General features: G+C 72.9%; 17 protein-coding genes and 1 other RNA gene. 4 read left to right on the forward strand and 14 right to left on the reverse strand.

The genetic code is table 11. From position 1 onward, the window contains the following. Window positions 1-172: 172 nt before the first annotated feature. The 4 genes from RLT57_RS09495 to RLT57_RS09510 form a co-directional block, all read right to left on the reverse strand. A complete protein-coding gene (locus RLT57_RS09495) occupies window positions 173-1,813 on the reverse strand; it encodes a beta-N-acetylhexosaminidase (RefSeq protein ID WP_311296929.1) in 1,641 nt (546 codons plus the stop codon). A gap of 223 nt (window positions 1,814-2,036) precedes the next feature. After that, window positions 2,037-3,350, reverse strand: a complete 1,314-nt coding sequence (locus RLT57_RS09500) for a hypothetical protein (RefSeq protein ID WP_311296930.1) — start codon at window positions 3,348-3,350, stop codon at window positions 2,037-2,039. Beyond that, window positions 3,313-3,612 carry a DUF3039 domain-containing protein gene (locus RLT57_RS09505; RefSeq protein WP_311296931.1) on the reverse strand — a complete coding sequence of 100 codons (300 nt, stop codon included), beginning with the start codon at window positions 3,610-3,612 and terminating at the stop codon, window positions 3,313-3,315. Before RLT57_RS09505 ends, RLT57_RS09500 begins: the two co-directional genes overlap by 38 nt. 11 nt (window positions 3,613-3,623) lie before the next feature. After that, window positions 3,624-4,202, reverse strand: a complete 579-nt coding sequence (locus tag RLT57_RS09510; protein WP_311296932.1) for a YqgE/AlgH family protein — start codon at window positions 4,200-4,202, stop codon at window positions 3,624-3,626. A gap of 251 nt (window positions 4,203-4,453) precedes the next feature. Here RLT57_RS09510 and murA point away from each other — a divergent pair, with 251 nt between their 5' ends. Then, window positions 4,454-5,803: a UDP-N-acetylglucosamine 1-carboxyvinyltransferase gene (gene murA, locus RLT57_RS09515; protein ID WP_311296934.1), complete on the forward strand. Its 1,350-nt coding sequence runs from the start codon at window positions 4,454-4,456 to the stop codon at window positions 5,801-5,803. Between the two features lie 112 nt (window positions 5,804-5,915). Here murA and RLT57_RS09520 read toward each other — a convergent pair whose 3' ends face one another. The 4 genes from RLT57_RS09520 to RLT57_RS09535 form a co-directional block, all read right to left on the reverse strand. Further along, the gene (locus tag RLT57_RS09520; protein WP_311296935.1) at window positions 5,916-6,197 is read right to left on the reverse strand and encodes an HU family DNA-binding protein; all 282 of its coding nucleotides are present in this window, start codon (window positions 6,195-6,197) and stop codon (window positions 5,916-5,918) included. A 215-nt stretch (window positions 6,198-6,412) separates the two neighbouring features. Further along, complete coding sequence (locus RLT57_RS09525) at window positions 6,413-7,861, reverse strand: NAD-dependent malic enzyme (protein ID WP_311296936.1); 1,449 nt, start codon at window positions 7,859-7,861, stop codon at window positions 6,413-6,415. 420 nt (window positions 7,862-8,281) lie between these two features. Next, window positions 8,282-10,537: a HelD family protein gene (locus RLT57_RS09530; protein WP_311296937.1), complete on the reverse strand. Its 2,256-nt coding sequence runs from the start codon at window positions 10,535-10,537 to the stop codon at window positions 8,282-8,284. A 521-nt stretch (window positions 10,538-11,058) separates the two neighbouring features. Then, the gene (locus RLT57_RS09535; protein ID WP_311296939.1) at window positions 11,059-12,225 is read right to left on the reverse strand and encodes a uroporphyrinogen-III synthase; all 1,167 of its coding nucleotides are present in this window, start codon (window positions 12,223-12,225) and stop codon (window positions 11,059-11,061) included. A gap of 322 nt (window positions 12,226-12,547) precedes the next feature. Here RLT57_RS09535 and RLT57_RS09540 point away from each other — a divergent pair, with 322 nt between their 5' ends. After that, window positions 12,548-13,279 (forward strand): HAD family hydrolase, encoded by a 732-nt coding sequence (locus RLT57_RS09540; RefSeq protein WP_311296940.1) that lies wholly within the window; start codon window positions 12,548-12,550, stop codon window positions 13,277-13,279. Window positions 13,280-13,450: 171 nt separating this feature from the next. After that, window positions 13,451-13,741, forward strand: coding sequence for a hypothetical protein (locus tag RLT57_RS09545; protein ID WP_311296941.1), 291 nt, complete (start codon window positions 13,451-13,453; stop codon window positions 13,739-13,741). Between the two features lie 544 nt (window positions 13,742-14,285). Here RLT57_RS09545 and ssrA read toward each other — a convergent pair. The 5 genes from ssrA to ftsE all read right to left on the reverse strand — a co-directional run bounded on the left by ssrA (window position 14,286) and on the right by ftsE (window position 18,530). Then, window positions 14,286-14,655, reverse strand: a transfer-messenger RNA (tmRNA) gene (gene ssrA / locus RLT57_RS09550). 256 nt (window positions 14,656-14,911) lie between these two features. Beyond that, entirely contained in the window at window positions 14,912-15,391 is a 480-nt protein-coding gene (gene smpB / locus RLT57_RS09555; RefSeq protein ID WP_311296942.1) for an SsrA-binding protein SmpB, read from the reverse strand. An 18-nt stretch (window positions 15,392-15,409) separates the two neighbouring features. After that, window positions 15,410-16,693: a S41 family peptidase gene (locus RLT57_RS09560; RefSeq protein ID WP_311296943.1), complete on the reverse strand. Its 1,284-nt coding sequence runs from the start codon at window positions 16,691-16,693 to the stop codon at window positions 15,410-15,412. Window positions 16,694-16,879: 186 nt separating this feature from the next. Beyond that, a complete protein-coding gene (ftsX, locus tag RLT57_RS09565; protein WP_311296944.1) occupies window positions 16,880-17,797 on the reverse strand; it encodes a permease-like cell division protein FtsX in 918 nt (305 codons plus the stop codon). A 43-nt stretch (window positions 17,798-17,840) separates the two neighbouring features. Then, window positions 17,841-18,530: a cell division ATP-binding protein FtsE gene (ftsE, locus tag RLT57_RS09570; RefSeq protein ID WP_311296945.1), complete on the reverse strand. Its 690-nt coding sequence runs from the start codon at window positions 18,528-18,530 to the stop codon at window positions 17,841-17,843. 421 nt (window positions 18,531-18,951) lie between these two features. Here ftsE and RLT57_RS09575 point away from each other — a divergent pair, with 421 nt between their 5' ends. After that, window positions 18,952-19,143: a hypothetical protein gene (locus RLT57_RS09575; RefSeq protein ID WP_311296946.1), complete on the forward strand. Its 192-nt coding sequence runs from the start codon at window positions 18,952-18,954 to the stop codon at window positions 19,141-19,143. Between the two features lie 145 nt (window positions 19,144-19,288). Here RLT57_RS09575 and RLT57_RS09580 read toward each other — a convergent pair whose 3' ends face one another. Further along, window positions 19,289-20,134, reverse strand: a complete 846-nt coding sequence (locus tag RLT57_RS09580) for a hypothetical protein (protein WP_311296947.1) — start codon at window positions 20,132-20,134, stop codon at window positions 19,289-19,291. Between the last annotated feature and the right edge of the window lie 112 nt (window positions 20,135-20,246).

Below are 20,246 nucleotides of genomic sequence, written 5' to 3' on the forward strand. Positions count from 1 at the left end.
GTAGCCGACGCGGGGGTCCGCGAAGTACCGGTCCGCCCGGCACGGGGGGCGATCGCCGAATTCCTCCGCCGATAGCCGTTGTGCGGCAATTGCCGCCGTCTGAGGCTGTTGCCAGATTAGGCGTTCCCGCCGCCGGTACGCCGAGTTGCCTGTGGACAACTTCTCGCCGGGGTCACACGATCGGGGGCGGACCGTCCTGCGGGCGGCCCTGGACGCCGGGCCGGCGCTGCCAGGGAAGCGGCCCGCCGGCCGGCCGGTACTCGACGCCGAGGGCGTCGAGCCGCGCGTAGTGGGCGGCCATCCGCCGCTCGAAGTCCGGCCAGTCGCGTTCGGCCGGCGCCGGCAGCGCGGACCAGGCGACTTCGGCGAAGGCGGCCAGCCGCGGGAAGGCCATGTAGTCCAGCACCCGGACCGAGTCCACCACCTCGGTCCAGATGTTGGCCTGCGCGCCGATGACGTGCGCGGCCTGCTGCTCGGTCAGCTCCGGCGGGACCGGCTCGAAGCGGTAGACGTCCTCCAGGGTGCGGGCGTGGGCGATCGGAACCGGCTCGTCAGGGGACTCCGACTGCCGCCAGTCCAGGTACACATGGGTCTGCGGGCACATCACCACGTCGTGGCCGGACCGGGCGGCGGCGATGCCGCCCGCGTAGCCGCGCCAGGAGGACACCGCGGCCCCCGGCGCCAGTCCGCCCTCCAGGATCTCGTCCCAGCCGATCAGCCGCCGGCCGCGCTCGGCGAGCCAGCCGTCGAAGTGCCGGATCAGCCAGCTCTGGAGTTCGTCCTCGCCGGCCAGGCCGAGTTCCTCGATCCGGGCCTGGGCGGCGGGCGACTGCCGCCACTGCTCCTTGGGGCACTCGTCGCCGCCGATGTGGAAGAAGGTGCCGGGGAACAGGTCGAGGAGTTCGGTGAAGACGTTCTCGTAGAAGCGCAGGGTGTGGTCGGTGGGCGCCAGGACGTTGGGGTTGACGCCCCAGCTGGTCAGCACCGGCAGCGCGGCGGTGTCGACGACGTCGGTGTTGCCGAGTTCCGGGTACGCGGCGATGGCGGCCTGCGAGTGGCCGGGGATGTCGATCTCGGGCACGACGGTGATGTGCCGCTCGGCCGCGTAGGCGACGATCTCCCGGATGTCGTCCTGGCTGTAGTAGCCGCCGTGCGGGCGCTCGTCCCACAGCGGCGACTCCCGCAGGCCGACCTTGGTGCGCTCCCGCCAGGCGCCGACCTCGGTGAGTCTCGGGTACCGCTCGATCCGCACCCGCCAGCCCTGGTCGTCGGTCAGGTGCAGGTGCAGGACGTTCAGCTTGTGGGCGGCCATCAGGTCCAGGTACCGCAGGACCACGTCCTTGGGCATGAAGTGCCGTGCGACGTCCAGCATGAAGCCCCGCCAGCCGAACCGGGGGGCGTCCTGGAGGTGGCAGGCCGGCACCCGCCACTGCCGGTCCGGGCCGCCGACCGGGGCGCGCCGGAAGGCGTCGGGGCCGAGCAGCTGGCGGAAGGTCTGCGCGCCCCAGAAGACGCCGGCCGGTCCGGCGCCGGTGATCCGTACGCCCGAGGCCGGGTCCACGGTGATGCGGTATCCCTCGGGGCCGCCCGCCGCCCGCTCGTCCACCGCGAGCCGCACCACGCCGCCGGCCGCCCGCCCGCCGGGCACCCCGGGGGCGAAGGGCAGCCCGGTGGCCGCGCCCAGTGCCGCCCGCAGCCAGCGCGCCGTCGACTCCGTGCCGGGTTCCGCCACCAGTACGGTCCCGGCGGACAGGGGGAAGCTCGCGTCGGCGGAATACGTGGACTCGTGGCTGGGGGTGGGAATGAGATCCATGGGGACAATCCTGCCCGCAGAACGCCGATTGGCATAGACCAATTGAGGAAGAAGGATCGGCCCGCCGCGCACACCGGCCGGTCAGCCCCGGGGTGGCGGCCTCCGGCGGCCCGCCGGTCGCGGAACCACCGGGCCCGCCGACCGCCCGCGAGCCGCCCCGCGCCCGCCGTCCCCGCCGCCCCGGCCCGCCCGCACGTACCCGCCCACCCGCCCGGCGGGACCCTCAGAGCATCTCGCGGCGCCGCGCCTGGAGCCGCGCCGCCAGCATCAGCGCCGTGGCCCAGCCGACGACCGCCCAGCCCAGGTGCGCAACGGCCAGCACCGCCCATTCCCAGCGGGGCGTGTGCCCGCGGGCGGTCAGCGCGAGGGTGGTGCCCGCCAGCAGCCCGACCGCCCCCAGCTGGACCGGGACCAGCCGGCCGTACCGCAGCATCCGTCCCGCCAGCCAGGCGCCGTACCACCAGCGCACCCCGAGCAGCGTCAGCAGCAGCCCGCCGAGCCCGGCGACCGCGGCCGTCACGGCGGCCCACAGCGGCCAGTCGTGGCCCCGCCAGGCCCGGTCCGCGACCAGTCCGGTGCCGAACAGCACCGGCAGCGGCAGCAGCGCGCCGACATGGACCGCGCCGATCCGCCACAGCCAGTCGTCGCCGGTCAGCTCGGTGCGGCTGGTGGCCCTGATGCCGCGCAGCCGGGTCCTGGCGCCGACGCCCGAGCGGCGGGTGCCGGCCCGTACCAGCACGGCGAGCAGCACCGCGGTCGCGGCCAGCACCGCCCCGCCGGCGATCAGCTGCCAGGTGTCGCCGGTCTCGATCCGGTAGAGCTGCACCGCCCAGAACAGCGCCAGGCCCAGTCCGCCGACCAGCGCGCCGCCGCGCGGCGCGGTCAGCTGCCCCGGGTCCACCCCCAGCGTCATCGCCCGCTCGACGGCCGACTCGTGCTCGGTGCGGTGCCGCCGGGGCAGCCGCCCGAGCAGTCCGCGGGTCGCCGACAGCGAGCGGGCCAGCGCCACCTGCGCCTCGGCCTCGTACGGCGCGACCGCCACCGCCCGGCGGGCGGCGACCACCGCGTCCGGGATCCTGCCGAGCCGCCGGTAGACGTCCGAGAGCAGCACCGACGGCTCCCAGCCGTCGGGGTCGGCGCCACCGGCCCGCAGTGCCACCGTCAGGGCGGCGTGCGCCTCGTCCAGGGACAGCAGGACCACCCCGGCCAGCACGAAGACGTCGGCCGCCTCGGCGGGCCCGGCGATCGCCAGCGCCCAGTCGACCGACTCGCGGGCGGCCGCTGACCGCCGCTCCTGGGTCAGCACCCAGGCGCGCAGCAGGTAGCCCGCGCTGCCGTTGCGTTCCACGAAGGCATCGCTGACCAGGGTGTGCGCCTCGGCGAAGCGGCCCTGGCCGACGAGGGCGTGCACCCGTTCACCGCTGCTGGCGTCGTCCTCGGGCTGCCCGCCGGGCAGGTCCTCGTCGTCGGGCGGGTCGGCCGCGCCGAACGCGCCGCCGTCAGCCGTTGCCGCCCCTGCCGGACTTGTCCTTGGCACCGTCGCCGTCACCGAACGACATGCCCTCGTAGATCTCCTTGCACATCGGGCAGACCGGGTACTTCTTGGGGTCCCGCCCGGGGACCCAGACCTTGCCGCACAGGGCGACGACGGGCGTGCCTTCCAGCGCGCTCGCCATGATCTTGTCCTTCTGGACGTAGTGCGCGTAGCGCTCGTGGTCGCCGTCACCGTGGGAGAGCTGCGGAGTCGGCTCGACCAGGGTGCCGGTGCCCGTCCCGCGCTCGGGCTCAAGAGTGCTCATAAGCGTCAAGCCTAATTGAGAGTCGGATCGTCGGGATACGTGGCCACCATCGCCAGTTCGCCGCGCTGCCTGCGCAGCACCGAGCGCCACAGCCGCTCGGGGGCCGGCGCGGACACGTCGCCCGGCTCGGACTCCACCACGTACCAGGCGCCGTCGGCCAGTTCCCGCTCCAGCTGGCCCGGTCCCCAGCCGGAGTAGCCGGCGAAGATCCGCAGCGAGCCCAGTTCGGCGGCGAGCAGTTCCGGCGGCGCCTCCAGGTCCACCAGGCCGATCGCGCCGTGCACCCGGCGCCAGCCCAGCAGCGCGGCGTCGCCGTCCGCGCCCGGCTCGCCCGGGACGACGGCCAGGCCCAGCGCGGAGTCCAGCGCGACCGGGCCGCCCTGGAAGACCACCCGGGGGACGCCGGCCAGCTCGGCCCACGGCTCCAGAACGTCGCCGACCCCCACCAGGGTGGGCCGGTTCAGCACGACGCCGAGCGACCCCTCCCGGTCGTGGTCGAGCAGGAGCACCACGGCCCGGTCGAAGTTGGGGTCGGCCAGCCGCGGGGTGGCGACCAGCAGCCGCCCGGTGAGCGAGGACACCTCGGTCATGGTCAACATGATTCCGTATGGCGGGCGCACGCGTACGCTCAATGGCGGGCCGGTGTCCTCCCGGGGCCCGTCGGACACGGAAAGCCGCCGAAGGCCGCCGCGCCCGGCGGTTTCCGGCGGCGGCGGGCCGCCAAGGCACCGGATGCCGTCGAGCGCATTACCATTTCTTCTGGTTCTTCTGGCTTCCCCCGCGGCGCCGCGGAACCCGCGGGTCGCGCTGCCCATCTGCCCTTCCGACGATCGCGAGATCCATGACCGACATCGCCGACGTACTGCTTGTCCACGGCGGAACCCCCCTTGAAGGCGAGATCCGGGTCAGAGGCGCGAAGAACCTCGTGCCCAAGGCCATGGTCGCCGCGCTGCTCGGCAGCGGACCCAGCAGACTCCGCAACGTCCCCGAGATCCGCGACGTACGGGTGGTCCGCGGGTTGCTCCAGCTGTACGGGGTGACGGTGGAGAACGGCGAAGAGCCCGGTGAGCTGGTGCTCGACCCGACCAAGGTCGAGAGCGCCAACGTCGCCGACATCGACGCGCACGCCGGCTCCTCCCGCATCCCGATCCTCTTCTGCGGCCCGCTGCTGCACCGGCTAGGCCACGCCTTCATCCCCGGTCTCGGCGGCTGCGACATCGGCGGCCGGCCGATCGACTTCCACTTCGACGTGCTGCGGAAGTTCGGCGCGACCATCGACAAACGCGCGGACGGCCAGTACCTGGAGGCCCCGCAGCGGCTGCGCGGCTGCAAGATCCGGCTGCCGTACCCGTCGGTGGGCTCCACCGAGCAGGTGCTGCTGACCGCGGTGCTCGCCGAGGGCGTCACCGAGCTCACCAACGCGGCGGTCGAGCCGGAGATCGAGGACCTCATCTGCGTCCTGCAGAAGATGGGCGCGATCATCTCCATGGACACCGACCGGACCATCCGGATCACCGGGGTGGACCGGCTGGAGGGCTATACGCACCGGGCCGTCCCGGACCGGCTGGAGGCCGCCTCCTGGGCGAGCGCGGCGCTGGCCACCGGGGGCGACATCTACGTCCGCGGCGCGCAGCAGCGGTCGATGATGACCTTCCTGAACACCTACCGCAGGGTCGGCGGCGCCTTCGAGGTCGACGACGCGGGCATCCGCTTCTGGCACCCGGGCGGCCCGCTGAACGCCATCGCGCTGGAGACCGACGTCCACCCGGGCTTCCAGACCGACTGGCAGCAGCCGCTGGTGGTGGCGCTGACCCAGGCGTCGGGCCTGTCGATCGTGCACGAGACGGTCTACGAGTCCCGGCTCGGCTTCACCTCCGCGCTGAACCAGATGGGCGCGCACATCCAGCTCTACCGGGAGTGCCTGGGCGGCAGCGCCTGCCGCTTCGGACAGCGCAACTTCCTCCATTCGGCGGTGGTCTCCGGGCCGACCAAGCTGCAGGGCGCCGACCTGGTCATCCCCGACCTGCGCGGCGGATTCTCGTATCTGATCGCGGCGTTGGCCGCCCAGGGCACCTCGCGGGTGCACGGGATCAGCCTGATCAACCGCGGCTACGAGAACTTCCCGGCCAAGCTGGGAGGGCTCGGGGCGCGGATCGAACTGCCGGAGCGGGCGGCGGCGACGGCGGCCTGACCCCGGGCCGCGGGACCCCGCGTCCCCGCACGCCCGCGCATACGCCTACGCCGAAGGGCGGCTGTCCCCGACCGGGACCGCCGCCCTTCGTGTGTCACGCGCGCTCGGCGGCCTACTTGCCCTTGGCGGATTCCTTCAGCTTGGAGCCCGCGGAGACCTTGACGCTGTAGCCGGCCGGGATGCTGATCGGCTCGCCGGTCTGCGGGTTGCGGGCGGTGCGGGCGGCACGGTGAGTGCGCTCGAAGGTCAGGAAGCCGGGGATGGTGACCTTCTCGTCGCCCTTGGCGACGATCTCACCGACGGTCTCGGCGAACGCGGCCAGGACGGCGTCCGCGTCCTTGCGGGTCACCTCGGCGCGGTCGGCCAGCGCGGCCACCAGCTCACTGCGGTTCATATCTGTACTCCCGTGTTCTTTCTAGCCATGGGGGCGCGAGCTCGAAGCTGATGCTGTGTGCCTCACTGCCCAGGTGTGCATCCTGCCCCCACATATGGGGGGAAAGCCAATCGCCTGCCCGCGCGAGTCGTGGAAAATGCATGGCCGGGGGCCTGCGGGGGGGTGTGGGGGCGACGCCGCGCCGCCCGGCGGCCGGCCCCGGATTCCGGCCGGTGTCAGGACGCGGCGGTGGCGCTGTCGGCCGCGCCGGCCACCGCCGGGCCCTGCGCCTTGGCCGCGGTCCGCACCGCGTCGGCGACCGCGCCGGCCACCTTGTCGTTGAAGACGCTCGGCACGATGTAGTTCGGGTTCAGTTCGTCGTCCCCGACCACGCACGCCAGCGCCCGCGCCGCGGCGAGCATCATCTCGGTGTTGACCGTGCGGGACTGGGCGTCCAGCAGGCCGCGGAAGACCCCCGGGAAGACCAGGACGTTGTTGATCTGGTTGGGGAAGTCGCTGCGGCCGGTGGCGACCACCGCGGCGGTCTCCCGGGCCGCTCCCGGGTCCACCTCCGGGTCGGGGTTGGCCAGGGCGAAGACGATCGCCTGGTCGGCCATCCTGGCCACGTCGGAGCCGTCCAGCACGTCGGGCGCGGACACGCCGATGAAGACGTCGGCGCCGACCACGGCCTCCTTGAGGGTGCCGGTGACGCCCTCGGGGTTGGTGTTCTCCGCGACCCAGCGCAGCGGCGAGTTGGGGTCGGCGTCGACCAGGTCGTGCCGGTCGGCGTGCACCACGCCGTGGATGTCGGCCACCACCGCGTGCTTGACGCCGGCCGCCAGCAGCAGCTTCAAGATGGCCGTACCGGCCGCGCCCGCACCGGACATGACGACCCTCAGGGTGCCGATCTGCTTGCCGACGCAGCGCAGCGCGTTGGTCAGCGCGGCCAGCACCACGATGGCGGTGCCGTGCTGGTCGTCGTGGAAGACCGGGATGTCCAGGGCCTCGCGCAGCCGCGCCTCGATCTCGAAGCAGCGCGGCGCGGAGATGTCCTCCAGGTTGATGCCCGCGAAGCCGGGGGCGATGGCCTTCACGATCGCCACGATCTCGTCGGTGTCCTGGGTGTCCAGGCACAGCGGCCAGGCGTCGATGCCCGCGAACCGCTTGAAGAGGGCCGCCTTGCCCTCCATCACCGGCAGCGCGGCCTTGGGGCCGATGTTGCCCAGGCCCAGCACCGCCGAGCCGTCGGTGACCACGGCGACCGAGTTGCGCTTGATGGTCAGGCGGCGGGCGTCCTCGGGGTTGGCCGCGATGGCCATGCAGACCCGGGCGACGCCTGGGGTGTAGATCATGGACAGGTCGTCGCGGTTGCGGATCGGGTGCTTGGACTGCATCTCGATCTTGCCGCCGAGGTGCATCAGGAAGGTACGGTCGGAGACCTTGCCGATGACGACACCCTCGATGCCGCGCAGTTTGCCGACGATCTGGTCGGCGTGCGCGGTGGAACTGGCCGCGACCGTGACGTCGATCCGCAGCTTCTCGTGGCCGGAGGCGGTGACGTCGAGGCCGGTGACGGACCCGCCGGACGCCTCCACCGCGGTGGTGAGCTGGCTGACCGCGGTCCCGCTGGCGGGGACCTCCAGCCGTACCGTGATCGAGTACGAGACACTCGGCGCCGTTGCCATGACGACCTTCTTCCGGTTCCTGCTGGACAGCAATTGGTGGTTCGTGATGCGGAATGGTGCGGAACGATCGTTGCACCTACCAGCGAGTATGCGTAAACCGGGGACCGATGACGAAAATCGTGTTCCACCATGCGGAAACTGATGGAGCGGGCGGGAGTCCGCGGGGGAAGAACGGGTGTCCCCCGAAGTGATCGGCGGGATTTCCGCCGGGCGGGAAGAGGTTCGGGGGCAGGGTTTGTTAGCCTGGTTGGTGACACCGGCCCGATCCAAGCCCCCGGGCCCAACCTTAGGCGCTTCGAGCGCCCACTTGCCGCGAGGCGAGCATGGCGGGCCGGTGTCGCCAGCGTCCTTCGGGCGCCCCTCCCACGGGAGGGGCGCCCGAAGCGTCTGTACGGGGGTGCGCCGCCACGGGCGGCCGGTTCAGTCCTTGCGCAGCAGGTCCGGGACGCCGTCGGTGTCCGGCAGGTCCCGCTCCCCCGCCAGGACGGTCAGCCGCTGGGTGGCCCGGGTCAGCGCCACGTACAGCACCCGCAGGCCCGCCGGCGACTCCTCGGCGATCTCCGCCGGCGAGACCACGACTGTGGCGTCGTACTCCAGGCCCTTGGCCTCCAGACTGCCCAGCGCGACCACCCGCTCGCCGAGCCCGGCCAGCCAGGTGCGCGCCTGCGCCCGCCGGTTCATCGCCACGACCACGCCGACCGTGCCGTCCACCTCCGCCAGCAGCCGTTCCGCCGCCGCTCGCACGTCCGCGGCCAGGTCGTCGCCGGCCACCTCGTAACGCGGCAGGACGCCGGTGGAGCGCACCGCGCGCGGGGACTGGCTGCCCGGCATGGCCAGCGCCAGAACGGTCGAGGCGACCTCGGCGATCTCGGCCGGGTTGCGGTAGTTGACGGTGAGGGTGAAGCGGCGGCGCGGGCGGGCGCCGAGCGCCTCGTCGCGGGCGCGGGCCGCCTCGTCCACGTCCGACCACGAACTCTGCGCCGGGTCGCCGACGATCGTCCAGGTGGCGGTGCGGCCGCGGCGCCCCACCATCCGCCACTGCATCGGGGTGAGGTCCTGCGCCTCGTCCACGATGACGTGCGCGTACTCGGTACGCTCCCGCGCCAGCCGCTCGGCGCGCTCCCGGCCGCTCTCGCCGCGCTGCGGCATCAGCTCGTCCAGACCGGTGAGCTGGTCCAGCGGGTCGATCTCGCGTCTCCTGTCCCGCGGCGGCAGCCCGAGCAGCGTCTCCAGCTCGTCCAGCAGCGCCACGTCGTGGGCGGAGGCGCCGGCCCGGCGCAGCGAGCGGGCCACCCGGCGGACCTCCGGCGGCGACAGCACCCGCCGCGCCCAGCGGGCCAGCCGCTTCTCGTCGGCGAGCGTGGCCAGCACCCCGCGCGGCTCCAGCACCGGCCACCAGTTGTCGAGGAAGTCCAGGAAGTCCTGCTCGGTGCTGACGTCCTCGTCGAAGCCCTGCCGCTCCTCGACGGCCAGCTCCCGGTCGTCGGGTCGCCGGCCGGTCTTGCGCCACAGCGCGTCCAGCAGCAGCCGGCGGGCCCGCGGCCGCAGCAGGTTGACCGGCGCGGTGCCGCCCAGCACCTGCTGCCGTACGGCGTCCAGGTCCTGGGCGTCCAGCTCGACCCGGCGGCCGAAGGCCACCACCCGTAGCGCGGTCGGCCGCCCGTCGTCGCCGTCCAGACAGCCGCGGGCCGCGTTGCGCAGCACCTTCAGCATCCGCAGCGAGCCCTTGATCCGGGCCACCGCCGGGTCGTCGTACAGGTCCGCGGTCACCCCGTCCACCAGCGAGCCGACCGCGCGGATCGCGACCTGCCCCTCCTCGCCGAGCGACGGCAGTACGCCCTCGGTGTACGCCACCAGCAGCGGCGTGGGGCTGACGCACAGGATGCCGCCGGAGTAGCGCCGCCGGTCCTGGTACAGCAGGTACGCCGCCCGGTGCAGCGCGACCGCGGTCTTGCCGGTGCCGGGCCCGCCGGTCACCTCGGTGACGGAGGCCGCGGGCGCGCGGATCACCAGGTCCTGCTCGGCCTGGATGCTGGAGACGATGTCCCGCATGGTGTGGGTACGGGCCTGGCCGAGCGCGGCCATCAGCGCGCCGTCGCCCACCACCGGCAGCCCCGTGGTCAGCTCCGGGCGCAGCAGGTCGTCCTCGACGCCCAGCACCCGGCGGCCCTTGGAGCGGATCACCCGGCGCCGTACCACCCGGCCCGGCGCGACCGGCGTCGAGCGGTAGAAGGGCGCGGCGGCCGGGGCCCGCCAGTCGATCACCAGCGGGGCGTAGTCGGTGTCGAGCACGCCGATCCGGCCGATGTGCAGGGTCTCGGCGATGTCGGCGGTGGCGTCCTCGCGGATCGCGTCGTCGGCGGGGTCGACGGAGGTGAACGCGCCGTCCGCGCCCTTCTTGCCGTCCTTGCCGCGCAGCAGGTCGATCCGGCCGAAGAGGAAGTCCTCGAACTCGCTGTTCAGCCGGTTGAGATGGACGCCGGCGCGGAACACCTGGGCGTCCCGTTCGGCCAGCGCGCCGGGCGTACCGACCTGGCCGCGCTGGGCGGCGTCGCTCATCAGGAACTCCGCCTCGTGGATCTTCTCCTCGAGACGGCGGTACACCCGGTCCAGGTGCGCCTGCTCGGCGGCGATCTCCTGGTTTCTGACCCCCGGTGCTGCGGTCTGCGCGGCCACGCAGGACCCCCTTCTTCGTGCGGTGCCCCGCGACCGTGCGAGGGGCAGCCTGCAACCGTACGCGACCTGCGGCCTTCTGCCCACCCGGTGGCGCGCACGGGTCAGCCGTGCGGGGGCCTTCCGGGGGACCTCCCGGGGGCGGCGACCGCGGCGAGCGGTCCTTCCCGGGCCGGCTCCAGCGCCGGGCTCCCGCGCGGGGTCCCGCCGGCCCCGGGCCCGGCTGCGGGCGGGAGCCGGGCCCTGGACCTGTCGTTCGGACCAGCGCGGCGTCGGGGGACCCGGCACGCGCATCCGCCGCGTTCCCGCCGCTCGACGACACACCACGCCGCCTCCGTCCTCCGCCGCGCGGCTGCGCAGCCGCGGAAACCGCCGCAGGACGCGGCCCCGACGCGCCGGCCCGCAACCCGACGGAGACGGGCCCGCCCCCCAGCGGCGTACCCCGCCCCACCCCGCGCACGGGCCCGCACACCGCGGGGGCGCGGCCGCCCGGCGCCCCCGGCAGCCCCCGCCGCAGCGGGTTTTCAGCCGCCGGTGGAGTACTTGTGGTCGGCGTGCGGGTCGAGGGAGAGACGGTAGCCGCGCTTGACGACGGTCTGGATGAGTCTGGGGGCGCCCAGGGCCACGCGGAGGCGGGCCATCGCCGTTTCGACCGCGTGCTCGTCGCGGCCGGCGCCGGGCAGGACGCGGAGCAGGTCGCTCCGGGCGACGACCCAGCCGGGGCGGCGGGCGAGGGCCCGCAGGAGGGCCATGCCGGCCGGCGGGACCGCCCGCAGGCCGCCGTCCACCACCGCGGCCTGGCCGCGGATCTCCAGCCGGTGCCCGGCGACCGGCAGCGACCTCACGGCGCCCGGCAGTTCGCTCGCTATGAGCTGGACCAGCGGCCCCAGCCGGAACCGTTCGGGCTGCCGGGTGGGCACGTCGTGCGCCTGCAGCGGCGACGCGGTCATCGGCCCGACGCAGGCCGCCAGCACCCCGCCGCGCCGGAACGCGTCGACCACCTCCTCCAGCTGGCCCCGCCGTTCGGCCCGCTTCAGCAGCGAGGCGGCGGCCGGCGCGCTGGTGAAGCTCACCGCGTCCAGCGCCCGCCCGCACACCGCGTCCAGCAGCCGGTCCACCGGGGCGATGTCCTCCGGCGGCATCCACCGGTACACCGGCACGCCTACCACCAGCGCGCCGGCCGCCCGCAGCGCCTCGCCGAACCCGGGCAGCGGCTCCCCGTGCAGCTGGACGGCGATCCGGCGCCCTTCGACGCCTTCCTCCAGCAGCCGCTCCAGCACCTCGGCCATGGACTCCGACGCGGGCGACCACTCCTCGGCCAGCCCGACCGCCCGCAGCGCGCCGCGCACCTTCGGCCCGCGGGCCAGCACGCGGACCCCGCCGAGCCTGCGCAGCAGCGCCTCGCCGAGCCCCCACCCCTCGGCCGCCTCGATCCAGCCGCGGAAGCCGATCGCCGTGGTGGCGATCACCACGTCGGGCGCCTCCTCCAGCAACCGCCCGGTGACGGCGTGGAGTTGAGCGTCGTCCGACAGCGGCACGATACGCAGCGCCGGGGCCCGCAGGGTGGTCGCGCCACGCCGCTCCAGCAGCGCCGCCAACTCGTCCGCGCGGCGGGCCGCCGTCACCCCCACGGTGAATCCGGCCAGCGGCGGTACCGCTCCCGGTCCGCCGACCGTCTCGTTCCCCTGCATGGCTGTGCCCCACTTCGCCGGAGGTGCGTACCCCACCGGTGGCCGCCGCCGCCCGTCGGCGCCGCTGGCCCTGTCAGGTTCTGCATGGTCGCAAGGCACCGTGACGGGTCGGGTTCGCCCGGATTTCCCGGGTGTTACACCCAGGACCGCCGCTCGGGCCCCGCGCGGACACTCTGCGAGGCGGACGGGGCCGTGCGGTGGTGCCGCACTCCGGGACCGGGCACCACGGGTATACGGCCCAGGGCGCCGCGAGGCAGCGCGCGTGACATTCCGGTGACCGCGCGGTGTCCGTCCCGCGGGCGCAGGCCCTACCCTGGCGGACGTGCCCGACGACAGTGCCCCGCCCGGTCACGGCGGCCCCGGACCGGCCCTCGTCCTGTGGGACGTCGACCACACCCTGATACGCATCGGCGGCGGGGTGAGCCGCGCCCTGTACGAGCACGCCTTCCGCGAGGTGACCGGCCGGCCGCTCGTGGCGCTGGCCGACATGGCCGGCCGCACCGACCGGGCCATCACGCTCGAGACGCTGCGGCTCAACGCCGTCGACCGGCCCGAGCGGCTGCTCGGCGGCTTCTACGCGGCGCTCGCGGAGGCGGCCGAGGCACTGGCGGGCCGTATGCGGGAGGTGGGCGAGGTGCTGCCCGGCGCGCGGGAGGCGGTCGCGGCGTTCGCGGGCCGCCGGGCCGTGCAGACGGCCGTGACCGGCAATCTCCGTCCGGTGGCGCTGGCCAAACTGACCGCTCTCGGCATGACCGGCACCGTCGACCTCACGGTCGGCGGCTACGGCGACGACGGCAGCGACCGCGCGGACCTCGTCCGCCGGGCCCGCGCCCGGGCCGCCGGCAAGTACGGCTTCGGCTTTCCCGGCCGGCGCACGATAGTGATCGGCGACACCCCCCACGACATCCGCGGCGCCCACGACGCCGGCGCCTTCGCCGTGGGTGTCGCCACCGGCAACACCCCTGCCGGCGCCCTGCAGGCGGCCGGCGCCGACATCGTGCTCCCTTCCCTCACCGAGCACGCCCTCCTCGCGCACGCCGTCGACGGCGACTGACCGGCGGCCCGCGACCGGCACGCCGTGGCGCCGCCGCTCCGGCGCCGGTGCCCGGCTCCGGGCTCCGGGCTTCGGGCTTCGGGCTTCGGGCTTCGGGCTTCGGGCTTCGGGGCGCGGAAAGCCCCTGACCCGCGTCGTGTGCTCACGCGGGTCAGGGGCTCTCATCACGGGGTGGACCCTCTCCGTTACTACTCCAACGCGACCGGGGTGGCCGCCGACGTGGCCCAGAGCTTGGCAGCGCTGGGCGCGGAGCTGGAGCGAGGATCGACCGGACGCCGCAGTGTCAGCTCCGCGAGGCGGACAGAGCAGGCGACGAGGTCAGAGGACAAGGTGCACGCCGGCGTGGTCGCCAGGATCAAGCGCGAGTACGTGCGGCGTGTGGTGACATACAAGATGCTTGCTCAGAAGTACGGGCTGAGCGAGAAGACGGTACAGCGGATTCTGCGCGAACGACGCTACTGAACTCGAATGTGTGATGTCAGCCTGATCGTGTCAGCTGGTCAAGGTCAGGCCGGTGCCTATGAGGCAGCCGTCGATGAGGAGCCGCACGTTTCCCGGACAGGGCTCTGCCGGTCAATCATGCGGCAAGTCGCAATTTTTCGGAATCAGGCGCGTACTTGCTGGGCGGCGCCACGTCGTACCTCTCGTTCCCTTACAGAGGGATCATATTGGATCCCTGTCCGGAAACCTCGGGGCACCTCACTGGATGACGCTATGCGCACGCAGTACACCACTCAGCTCGACAAGCTGGAGCAAAAAGAAAGCTACCTCGGTGCCAAGGTGGTCAGCGACGACCGCCGTGAACCGTTCGACGCACTCCGTGACGCCCACGTGGTCTGGTCGCAGACCAAGCACGGTCGGAGCTACAGCCGCATCGCAGGCAGTCCGCGGACAAGCGAAAGCGCCGCACACCTTGCGGTGTACGGCGCTGACGACCGTTCTACCTTGATCGACTCGCTCCGTTCGCTCCGTTCCCTGGCGGACCAGGGTTGGAGTGAGACGGTCATGGTGGAGATGGCGGGAATCGAACCCGCGTCCTGTGGTGCCAAATCAGGGCTTCTCCGAGCGCAGTCCGCTGTGCTTTTCTCGGCCCCGGCAGTCACGCGGACAAGCCGCCGACGGGCCCAGCCACTGTTTGATTTCCTTCCAGGACCCGTGACCGGTCCTAGAAGTTTAGTTCCCTAGCTGATGCCAGGATCCGGGTCGGGAACAGCCCCGGGCTGACACTTCGCAAGTCGCTACTTAGGCAGCGAGGGCGAAGGAATCGCGCTTGGTGTTGGCGATTATTGTTTTCGGCATATGGTTTACGAGATCATTGCCGCTTTCTCGGCTCGCTTCCCCTGCTTCGACATCCCCAGTCGAAACCGATCATCCCCATGTGGTGTTTTCAAGGTGCCCGCGGGACTCACCATGGTCCCGGCGTGCTCACTTCGTGCTTCACCCACTGTACGGGAAGAGCGTCCGGCGGTGCCAGCACATTCCCCCGGTCAACCCGGACGTCACCCGCCCGTGGGACGCCGGTCGGGCGCGCGGCGGCCGGGCCCCGGGACCGGCGCCGGGGGACCCGGGTCCCGGCGGGGGCGGTCTCCGGGCCCGGCGGGAGGTCCCGGGGTCAGGCGGGAGGTCCCGGGGTCAGGCGCGTTCGCGGCGGCGGACGGCGGAGATCGCCCGCTCCGACTCCCGGCGGTCCTGCTTCTCCCGCAGCGTCTGCCGCTTGTCGTACTCCTTCTTGCCCTTGGCCAGCGCGATCTCGACCTTCGCCCGGCCGTCCTTGAAGTACAGGGCCAGCGGCACGATGGTGTGACCGCTCTCCTGCGACTTCTGGACGAGCTTGTCGATCTCGGTCCGGTGCAGCAGCATCTTGCGCTTCCGCCGGGCCGTGTGGTTGGTCCAGGTGCCCTGGGTGTACTCGGGAATGTGCACGTTGTGCAGCCACGCCTCGCCGCCGTCGAGCTGCGCGAAGCCGTCGACCAGCGACGCGCGCCCCAGTCGCAGGGACTTCACCTCGGTGCCGGTCAGCACCAGGCCGGCCTCGAAGGTGTCGAGGATGTGGTAGTCGTGCCGCGCCTTCTTGTTCTGCGCGATCATCTTGCGACCCGTCTCTTTTGCCATAGCCGGGCCATTGTCCCACTACGAGGGCGCCCCGAGGCCAGCGAACACCTCGCGGCTGTCGGCGACCGGGTCCTGCCCGGCCGGGACCTGGACGTCCGGGGTGATGCCCCGGCCGTCGACACCCCGGCCGCCGGGCAGGTCGTAGTGCCCCACCGTCAGCTCGGCCACCGAGCCGTCCGGCAGCGTGCTGGGCATCTGCACCGAGCCCTTGCCGAAGGTCCGCGAGCCGATGACGACCGCCCGGCCGCGGTCCTGGAGCGCCCCGGCCAGCATTTCGGCGGCGCTCATCGTGCCGCCGTCGACCAGCACCACCAGCGGCACGGACGTGTCGCCGCCCGGGGCCGCGAACAGCGCCTGCTGCCGCCCGTGTACGTCGTAGGTGGCGACGAGGCCGCCGTCGAGGAAGACCGAGGCGACATCGACGGCCTCGGCGACCAGCCCGCCGGAGTTGCCGCGCAGGTCCAGCAGGACGCCGTGCCGCGCACCCCTGGCCGCCGCCTGGACCTGCGCGCCGACGCCGGTCGAGAACGCGTCGACCTTGACGACGGTCGGCCCCGGCCGCTCATCGCTCACGGTGACCGCCTCGGTGGCCAGGGTGGCCCGCCGCACGGTGACCTTCCAGTGGTGCCGCCCGCGCTCGACACCGAGGGTGACCCTGCTGCCGGGTACGTCCTCGCCGTCGTTGTCGCCGCGCAGGTCCGCGACGACCTCGGTGACGGCGAGGCCGGTACACCCGACGCCGTCGACGGCGGCGAGCACGTCGCCGACCCGCAGGCCGGCGCGGGCGGCCGGGCTGCCGTCCTGTACGCGGGCGACCTGGATCCGCCCGCCGTCCCCCCGCCGCACCCACAGGCCGACGCCCACGTAGCGGCCGTCGAGCGCCTGCCGCAGGCCCGCGTACTCCTGGGCGGTGTAGAACGAGGACCAGCGGTCTCCACTGCGGCTGACGAGCTTCTGCACGGTCTCCGGGGCGAGCTCGCCGTCCTGGATCTCCTGGGCGATGCGGCCGGTGTCGAGGACCGCGGGGGGTGCGGCGGCCCTGCCCGCGCTCCCTTTGCCGTCCCCGGCGCCGGGTGCCCCGGCGGTGTCCCGGCCGCGGGACGGCGCGGGTCGGCCCGCGCTCCGGTCGGCACCGGCCCCCGTACCGGCCGCGGCGGCGATCCGGGTGGCGGGGCCGCGCTGCGCCGGCACGGTCAGGCTGCCCGCCGCCGCGCCCGTCGCCAGCATGGTGCCGAACACCAACGTCAAGGTCGCCCCGCGGCGGATGCGGCGGGGCGTCCCGAACAGCAACGGGCCGGACATGGCGGGAAGTCTAGGCCAGAAACGGGCGCGGTACGGAAAGTCGCGACGACACCGGACAAGGGCCGTCCGCGGCCGTGGGGTGCCCCGCCGCGGCGCCCGCGGCGGGACCCGCCGAAGCACCTCCGCAGGCCGCGCCCGGCCGGATCCGGCGGGCCGCGCCGGACCGGATCCCCCTGCGGTGCCGGGTCAGACCCGCAGATAGCGCCGCAGCGCGACGAACGCGGCGACGGCCGGCATGATCACGCCGATCAGCAGCACCAGCGGCAGCACCCCGAACACCGGGCCCCAGCCGAGGAAGGACACCGAGGTGATCTTGTCCTGGAGTCTGAGGCCGGAGTCGATCAGGAAGTACCTGCCGCTGAGCAGCATCACGCAGGCCAGCCCCGCGCCGACGAGTCCCGCGAACGCGGCCTCCATGATGAACGGCATCTGGATGTAGAAGCTGGACGCGCCGACCAGCCGCATGATGCCGGTCTCCCGGCGGCGGCTGAACGCCGAGACGCGGACGGTGTTCACGATCAGCAGCATGGCCACGGTGAGCATGAAGGCGAGCACCACGTACGCGACCCTGGTCATGCCGTTCAGCAGTCCGAACAGGCTCTCCAGCACCGCCCGCTGGTCCTCGACGGACTGCACCCCCGGGTGCCCGGTGAAGGCGCTGGCGATGACGCCGAACTTGGTCGGATCCTTGAGTTTGATCCGGTAGTTCTCCTGCATCTGGTCCGGCGTGATCGAGCTGTACAGCGGCGAGTTCTTGAACTGCTCCTGGGCGTGCTTGTACGCCTCCTCGGAGGACTCGTAGTAGACCTTCTCCACCACCGGCAGCTTCTTTATGTCGGCGAGGATGCCGGCCTTCTGGTCATCGGTCACCGCACCCCTGCCGCAGTTGGGCGTCGTCACCGCGTCGCCCTTGTTGCACATGTAGATGGTGACCTGGACCTTGTCGTACCAGTAGCCCTTCATCGCGTCGACCTGCTTGTTGGCGAGCAGGGCGCCACCGGTGAGGGCGAGCGAGAGCGCCACGGAGATGATGACGGCGAAGGTCATCGTGAGATTGCGGCGGAGACCGACGCCGATCTCCGACAGGACGAACTGGACGCGCATGGTGCCAAGTTCCTTTCAGGGGGCTGGTGCGTACGGCAGGCAGTCAGTGCTGGTAGCCGTAGACACCGCGCGACTGGTCGCGCACCAGTCGCCCCTTATCAAGTTCGATGACGCGCTTGCGCATCTGGTCGACGATGTTCTGGTCGTGGGTGGCCATCACCACGGTGGTGCCGGTCCGGTTGATCCGGTCCAGCAGCCGCATGATGCCGACCGAGGTCTGCGGGTCGAGGTTGCCGGTCGGCTCGTCGGCGATCAGCAGCATCGGGCGGTTGACGAAGGCGCGGGCAATGGCCACGCGCTGCTGCTCACCGCCGGACAGCTCGCCGGGCATCCGCTCCTCCTTGCCGGCCAGGCCGACCAGGTCGAGCACCTCGGGCACCGTCTTGCGGATGGTGCCGCGCGGCTTGCCGATCACTTCCAGGGCGAACGCCACGTTCTCACCGACGGTCTTGTTGGGCAGCAGCCGGAAGTCCTGGAAGACCGTGCCCAGCTGGCGCCGCATGTGCGGGACCTTCCAGTTGGAGAGCTTGGCCAGGTCCTTGCCGAGCACGTGCACCATGCCGGTGTCCGTACGCTCCTCGCGCAGCACCAGCCGCAGGAAGGTCGACTTCCCGGAGCCCGACGAGCCCACCAGGAAGACGAACTCACCCTTCTCGATCTCCAGCGAGACGTCCCGCAGGGCAGGACGGTTCTGCTTGGGGTAGGTCTTGGTGACGCTGTCGAATCGAATCACGTTCGCACCAGGTTTGCGGGGTCGGCGGACAGGGGATGTGGGGGCGACACTACGCGACCGCGAGGAGGCCGCGCAGTCGCCGCCCCAGGTTGGTGGCCTTGCCCACAGGGCATCCACGGACAAACCCGTCATTGTTCCCGCGGGGTTTCCCCGCCGTTTCCCCGCGGCGCCCGGTGCCGCCCCACCGCGGCCGGTGCCACGGCGGCACGGCGCCCGCCGGGGCACCCGTCCGGCACCCGTCACGCACGTTCCGGGGGCGCCGAATCCGGTGGAACCTGGCACAGTGGGAGATGCGTGTACATGCAGAGCAGGACACGCAGTGATCGGGCGGCGATCGGCGGCGGGCCCGCGGAGTAGGTCCGTGCCGCCGAGGGAACGATGTCCGCACCGGGGGCGTTCACCGGACGGAGGAGGAGATCGCATGACGTGCGACCGACTGGTGTGTGCGAATTGCGCCGGCCCGGTGAGCGAGGGCCGCTGCCCCGTCTGCCGCGCCAGCCGCGCCCGCATGGAACGCGAGAATCCCTGGTCCTCGATCTCCCCCGCGGCCCTCATAGCCTTCCTGGTCGCCCTGCTGGCCGTCGTCCTGGTCGTGGAGCACGCGACGGCCTAGGGCCCGCCGGGCGGATCGCCGCGGCGCAGAGCGCCCGGCGGGCACATCACCCGCCTGTTTTCCCGCAGGATCGGCAAGAAGCCGGGGTCCGGGGCGCGTTGGGCGTCCCGGGCCCCGGCTCACGCGTCGGCGGCCGGACCTGTGGTCAGGCGGCGTCGCCGCGGCCGGCCAGGCGCGGGGTCAGGCGGAAGCCGATACCACCCGCGATCAGTGTGGCGGCGCCGAGGACGAGGTACGTGGTGCCGCGGGAGCCGGTCTCGGCGAGCTGGCTGGTGGTCGCGCCCTGCGGGACCTGCTGGGTGTTGTCGGTGCCGGGGGCGTTGTTCCCGCAGTCGACGCTGTCGCCCGTCAGGGTGCAGGTGTTGCCGTTGCCGCCACTGGTCGAGGAGCCCCCGGTGGTGGACGTGCCGCCGGTGGTCGACGTGCCGCCCGTGGTCGACGAACCCCCGGTCGTGCCGGACCCGCCGGTGGTGGACGTCCCGCCCGTGGTCGACGTGCCGCCGTCGGTCGTGGTCGCACCGCCGTCGGTCGTCGTCGCACCGCCGTCCGTCGTGGTCGCACCGCCGTCCGTGGTCGACGTGCCGCCGTCGGTCGTGGTCGCACCGCCGTCCGTCGTGGTCGCACCGCCGTCGGTCGTCGTCGCACCGCCGTCCGTGGTCGTCGCACCGCCGTCGGTCGTGGTCGCACCGCCGTCCGTGGTCGTCGCACCGCCGTCGGTCGTCGTCGCACCGCCGTCCGTGGTCGTCGCACCGCCGTCCGTGGTCGTCGCACCGCCGTCGGTCGTCGTCGCACCGCCGTCCGTGGTGTCGCCGCCACTGGTGACCCCGCTGATCGCACCCGTCGGCTCGTCGTCCAGCGCCTGGATCTGGAGATGGGCACTGCTGGTGCTGACCGCCTGCGCCGCACCCACGGCCGTAAGGGAGACGCCCGCCACGATCACGGCGGTCGAGGCTATGCGGATCACGCGCAGCCGTGTCTTGCGGTTGCTCATGAGTCAAGTACCCCCAGTAGATGTCTGCTTCAGGCTGCGCGGCCATAAAGGAGTGCGGTGCCGCTGGGAGGTCCGGTGCGCGCCCGCCCCCGTGCGCTGACGCCTCGATCGT

It is taken from the genome of Streptomyces sp. ITFR-21 (assembly GCF_031844685.1).
Lineage (GTDB): Bacteria > Actinomycetota > Actinomycetes > Streptomycetales > Streptomycetaceae > Actinacidiphila.

Coding starts and splice junctions, on each gene's coding strand:
- RLT57_RS09560 (WP_311296943.1), bottom strand. CDS start 16,693: ATGTCCGGCCCGTTGCTGTTCGGGACGCCCCGCCGCATCCGCCGCGGG.
- RLT57_RS09505 (WP_311296931.1), bottom strand. CDS start 3,612: ATGAGCACTCTTGAGCCCGAGCGCGGGACGGGCACCGGCACCCTGGTC.
- RLT57_RS09495 (WP_311296929.1), bottom strand. CDS start 1,813: ATGGATCTCATTCCCACCCCCAGCCACGAGTCCACGTATTCCGCCGAC.
- RLT57_RS09575 (WP_311296946.1), top strand. CDS start 18,952: ATGACGTGCGACCGACTGGTGTGTGCGAATTGCGCCGGCCCGGTGAGC.
- RLT57_RS09520 (WP_311296935.1), bottom strand. CDS start 6,197: ATGAACCGCAGTGAGCTGGTGGCCGCGCTGGCCGACCGCGCCGAGGTG.
- RLT57_RS09525 (WP_311296936.1), bottom strand. CDS start 7,861: ATGGCAACGGCGCCGAGTGTCTCGTACTCGATCACGGTACGGCTGGAG.
- RLT57_RS09535 (WP_311296939.1), bottom strand. CDS start 12,225: ATGCAGGGGAACGAGACGGTCGGCGGACCGGGAGCGGTACCGCCGCTG.
- RLT57_RS09580 (WP_311296947.1), bottom strand. CDS start 20,134: ATGAGCAACCGCAAGACACGGCTGCGCGTGATCCGCATAGCCTCGACC.
- smpB (WP_311296942.1), bottom strand. CDS start 15,391: ATGGCAAAAGAGACGGGTCGCAAGATGATCGCGCAGAACAAGAAGGCG.
- RLT57_RS09510 (WP_311296932.1), bottom strand. CDS start 4,202: ATGACCGAGGTGTCCTCGCTCACCGGGCGGCTGCTGGTCGCCACCCCG.
- ftsX (WP_311296944.1), bottom strand. CDS start 17,797: ATGCGCGTCCAGTTCGTCCTGTCGGAGATCGGCGTCGGTCTCCGCCGC.
- murA (WP_311296934.1), top strand. CDS start 4,454: ATGACCGACATCGCCGACGTACTGCTTGTCCACGGCGGAACCCCCCTT.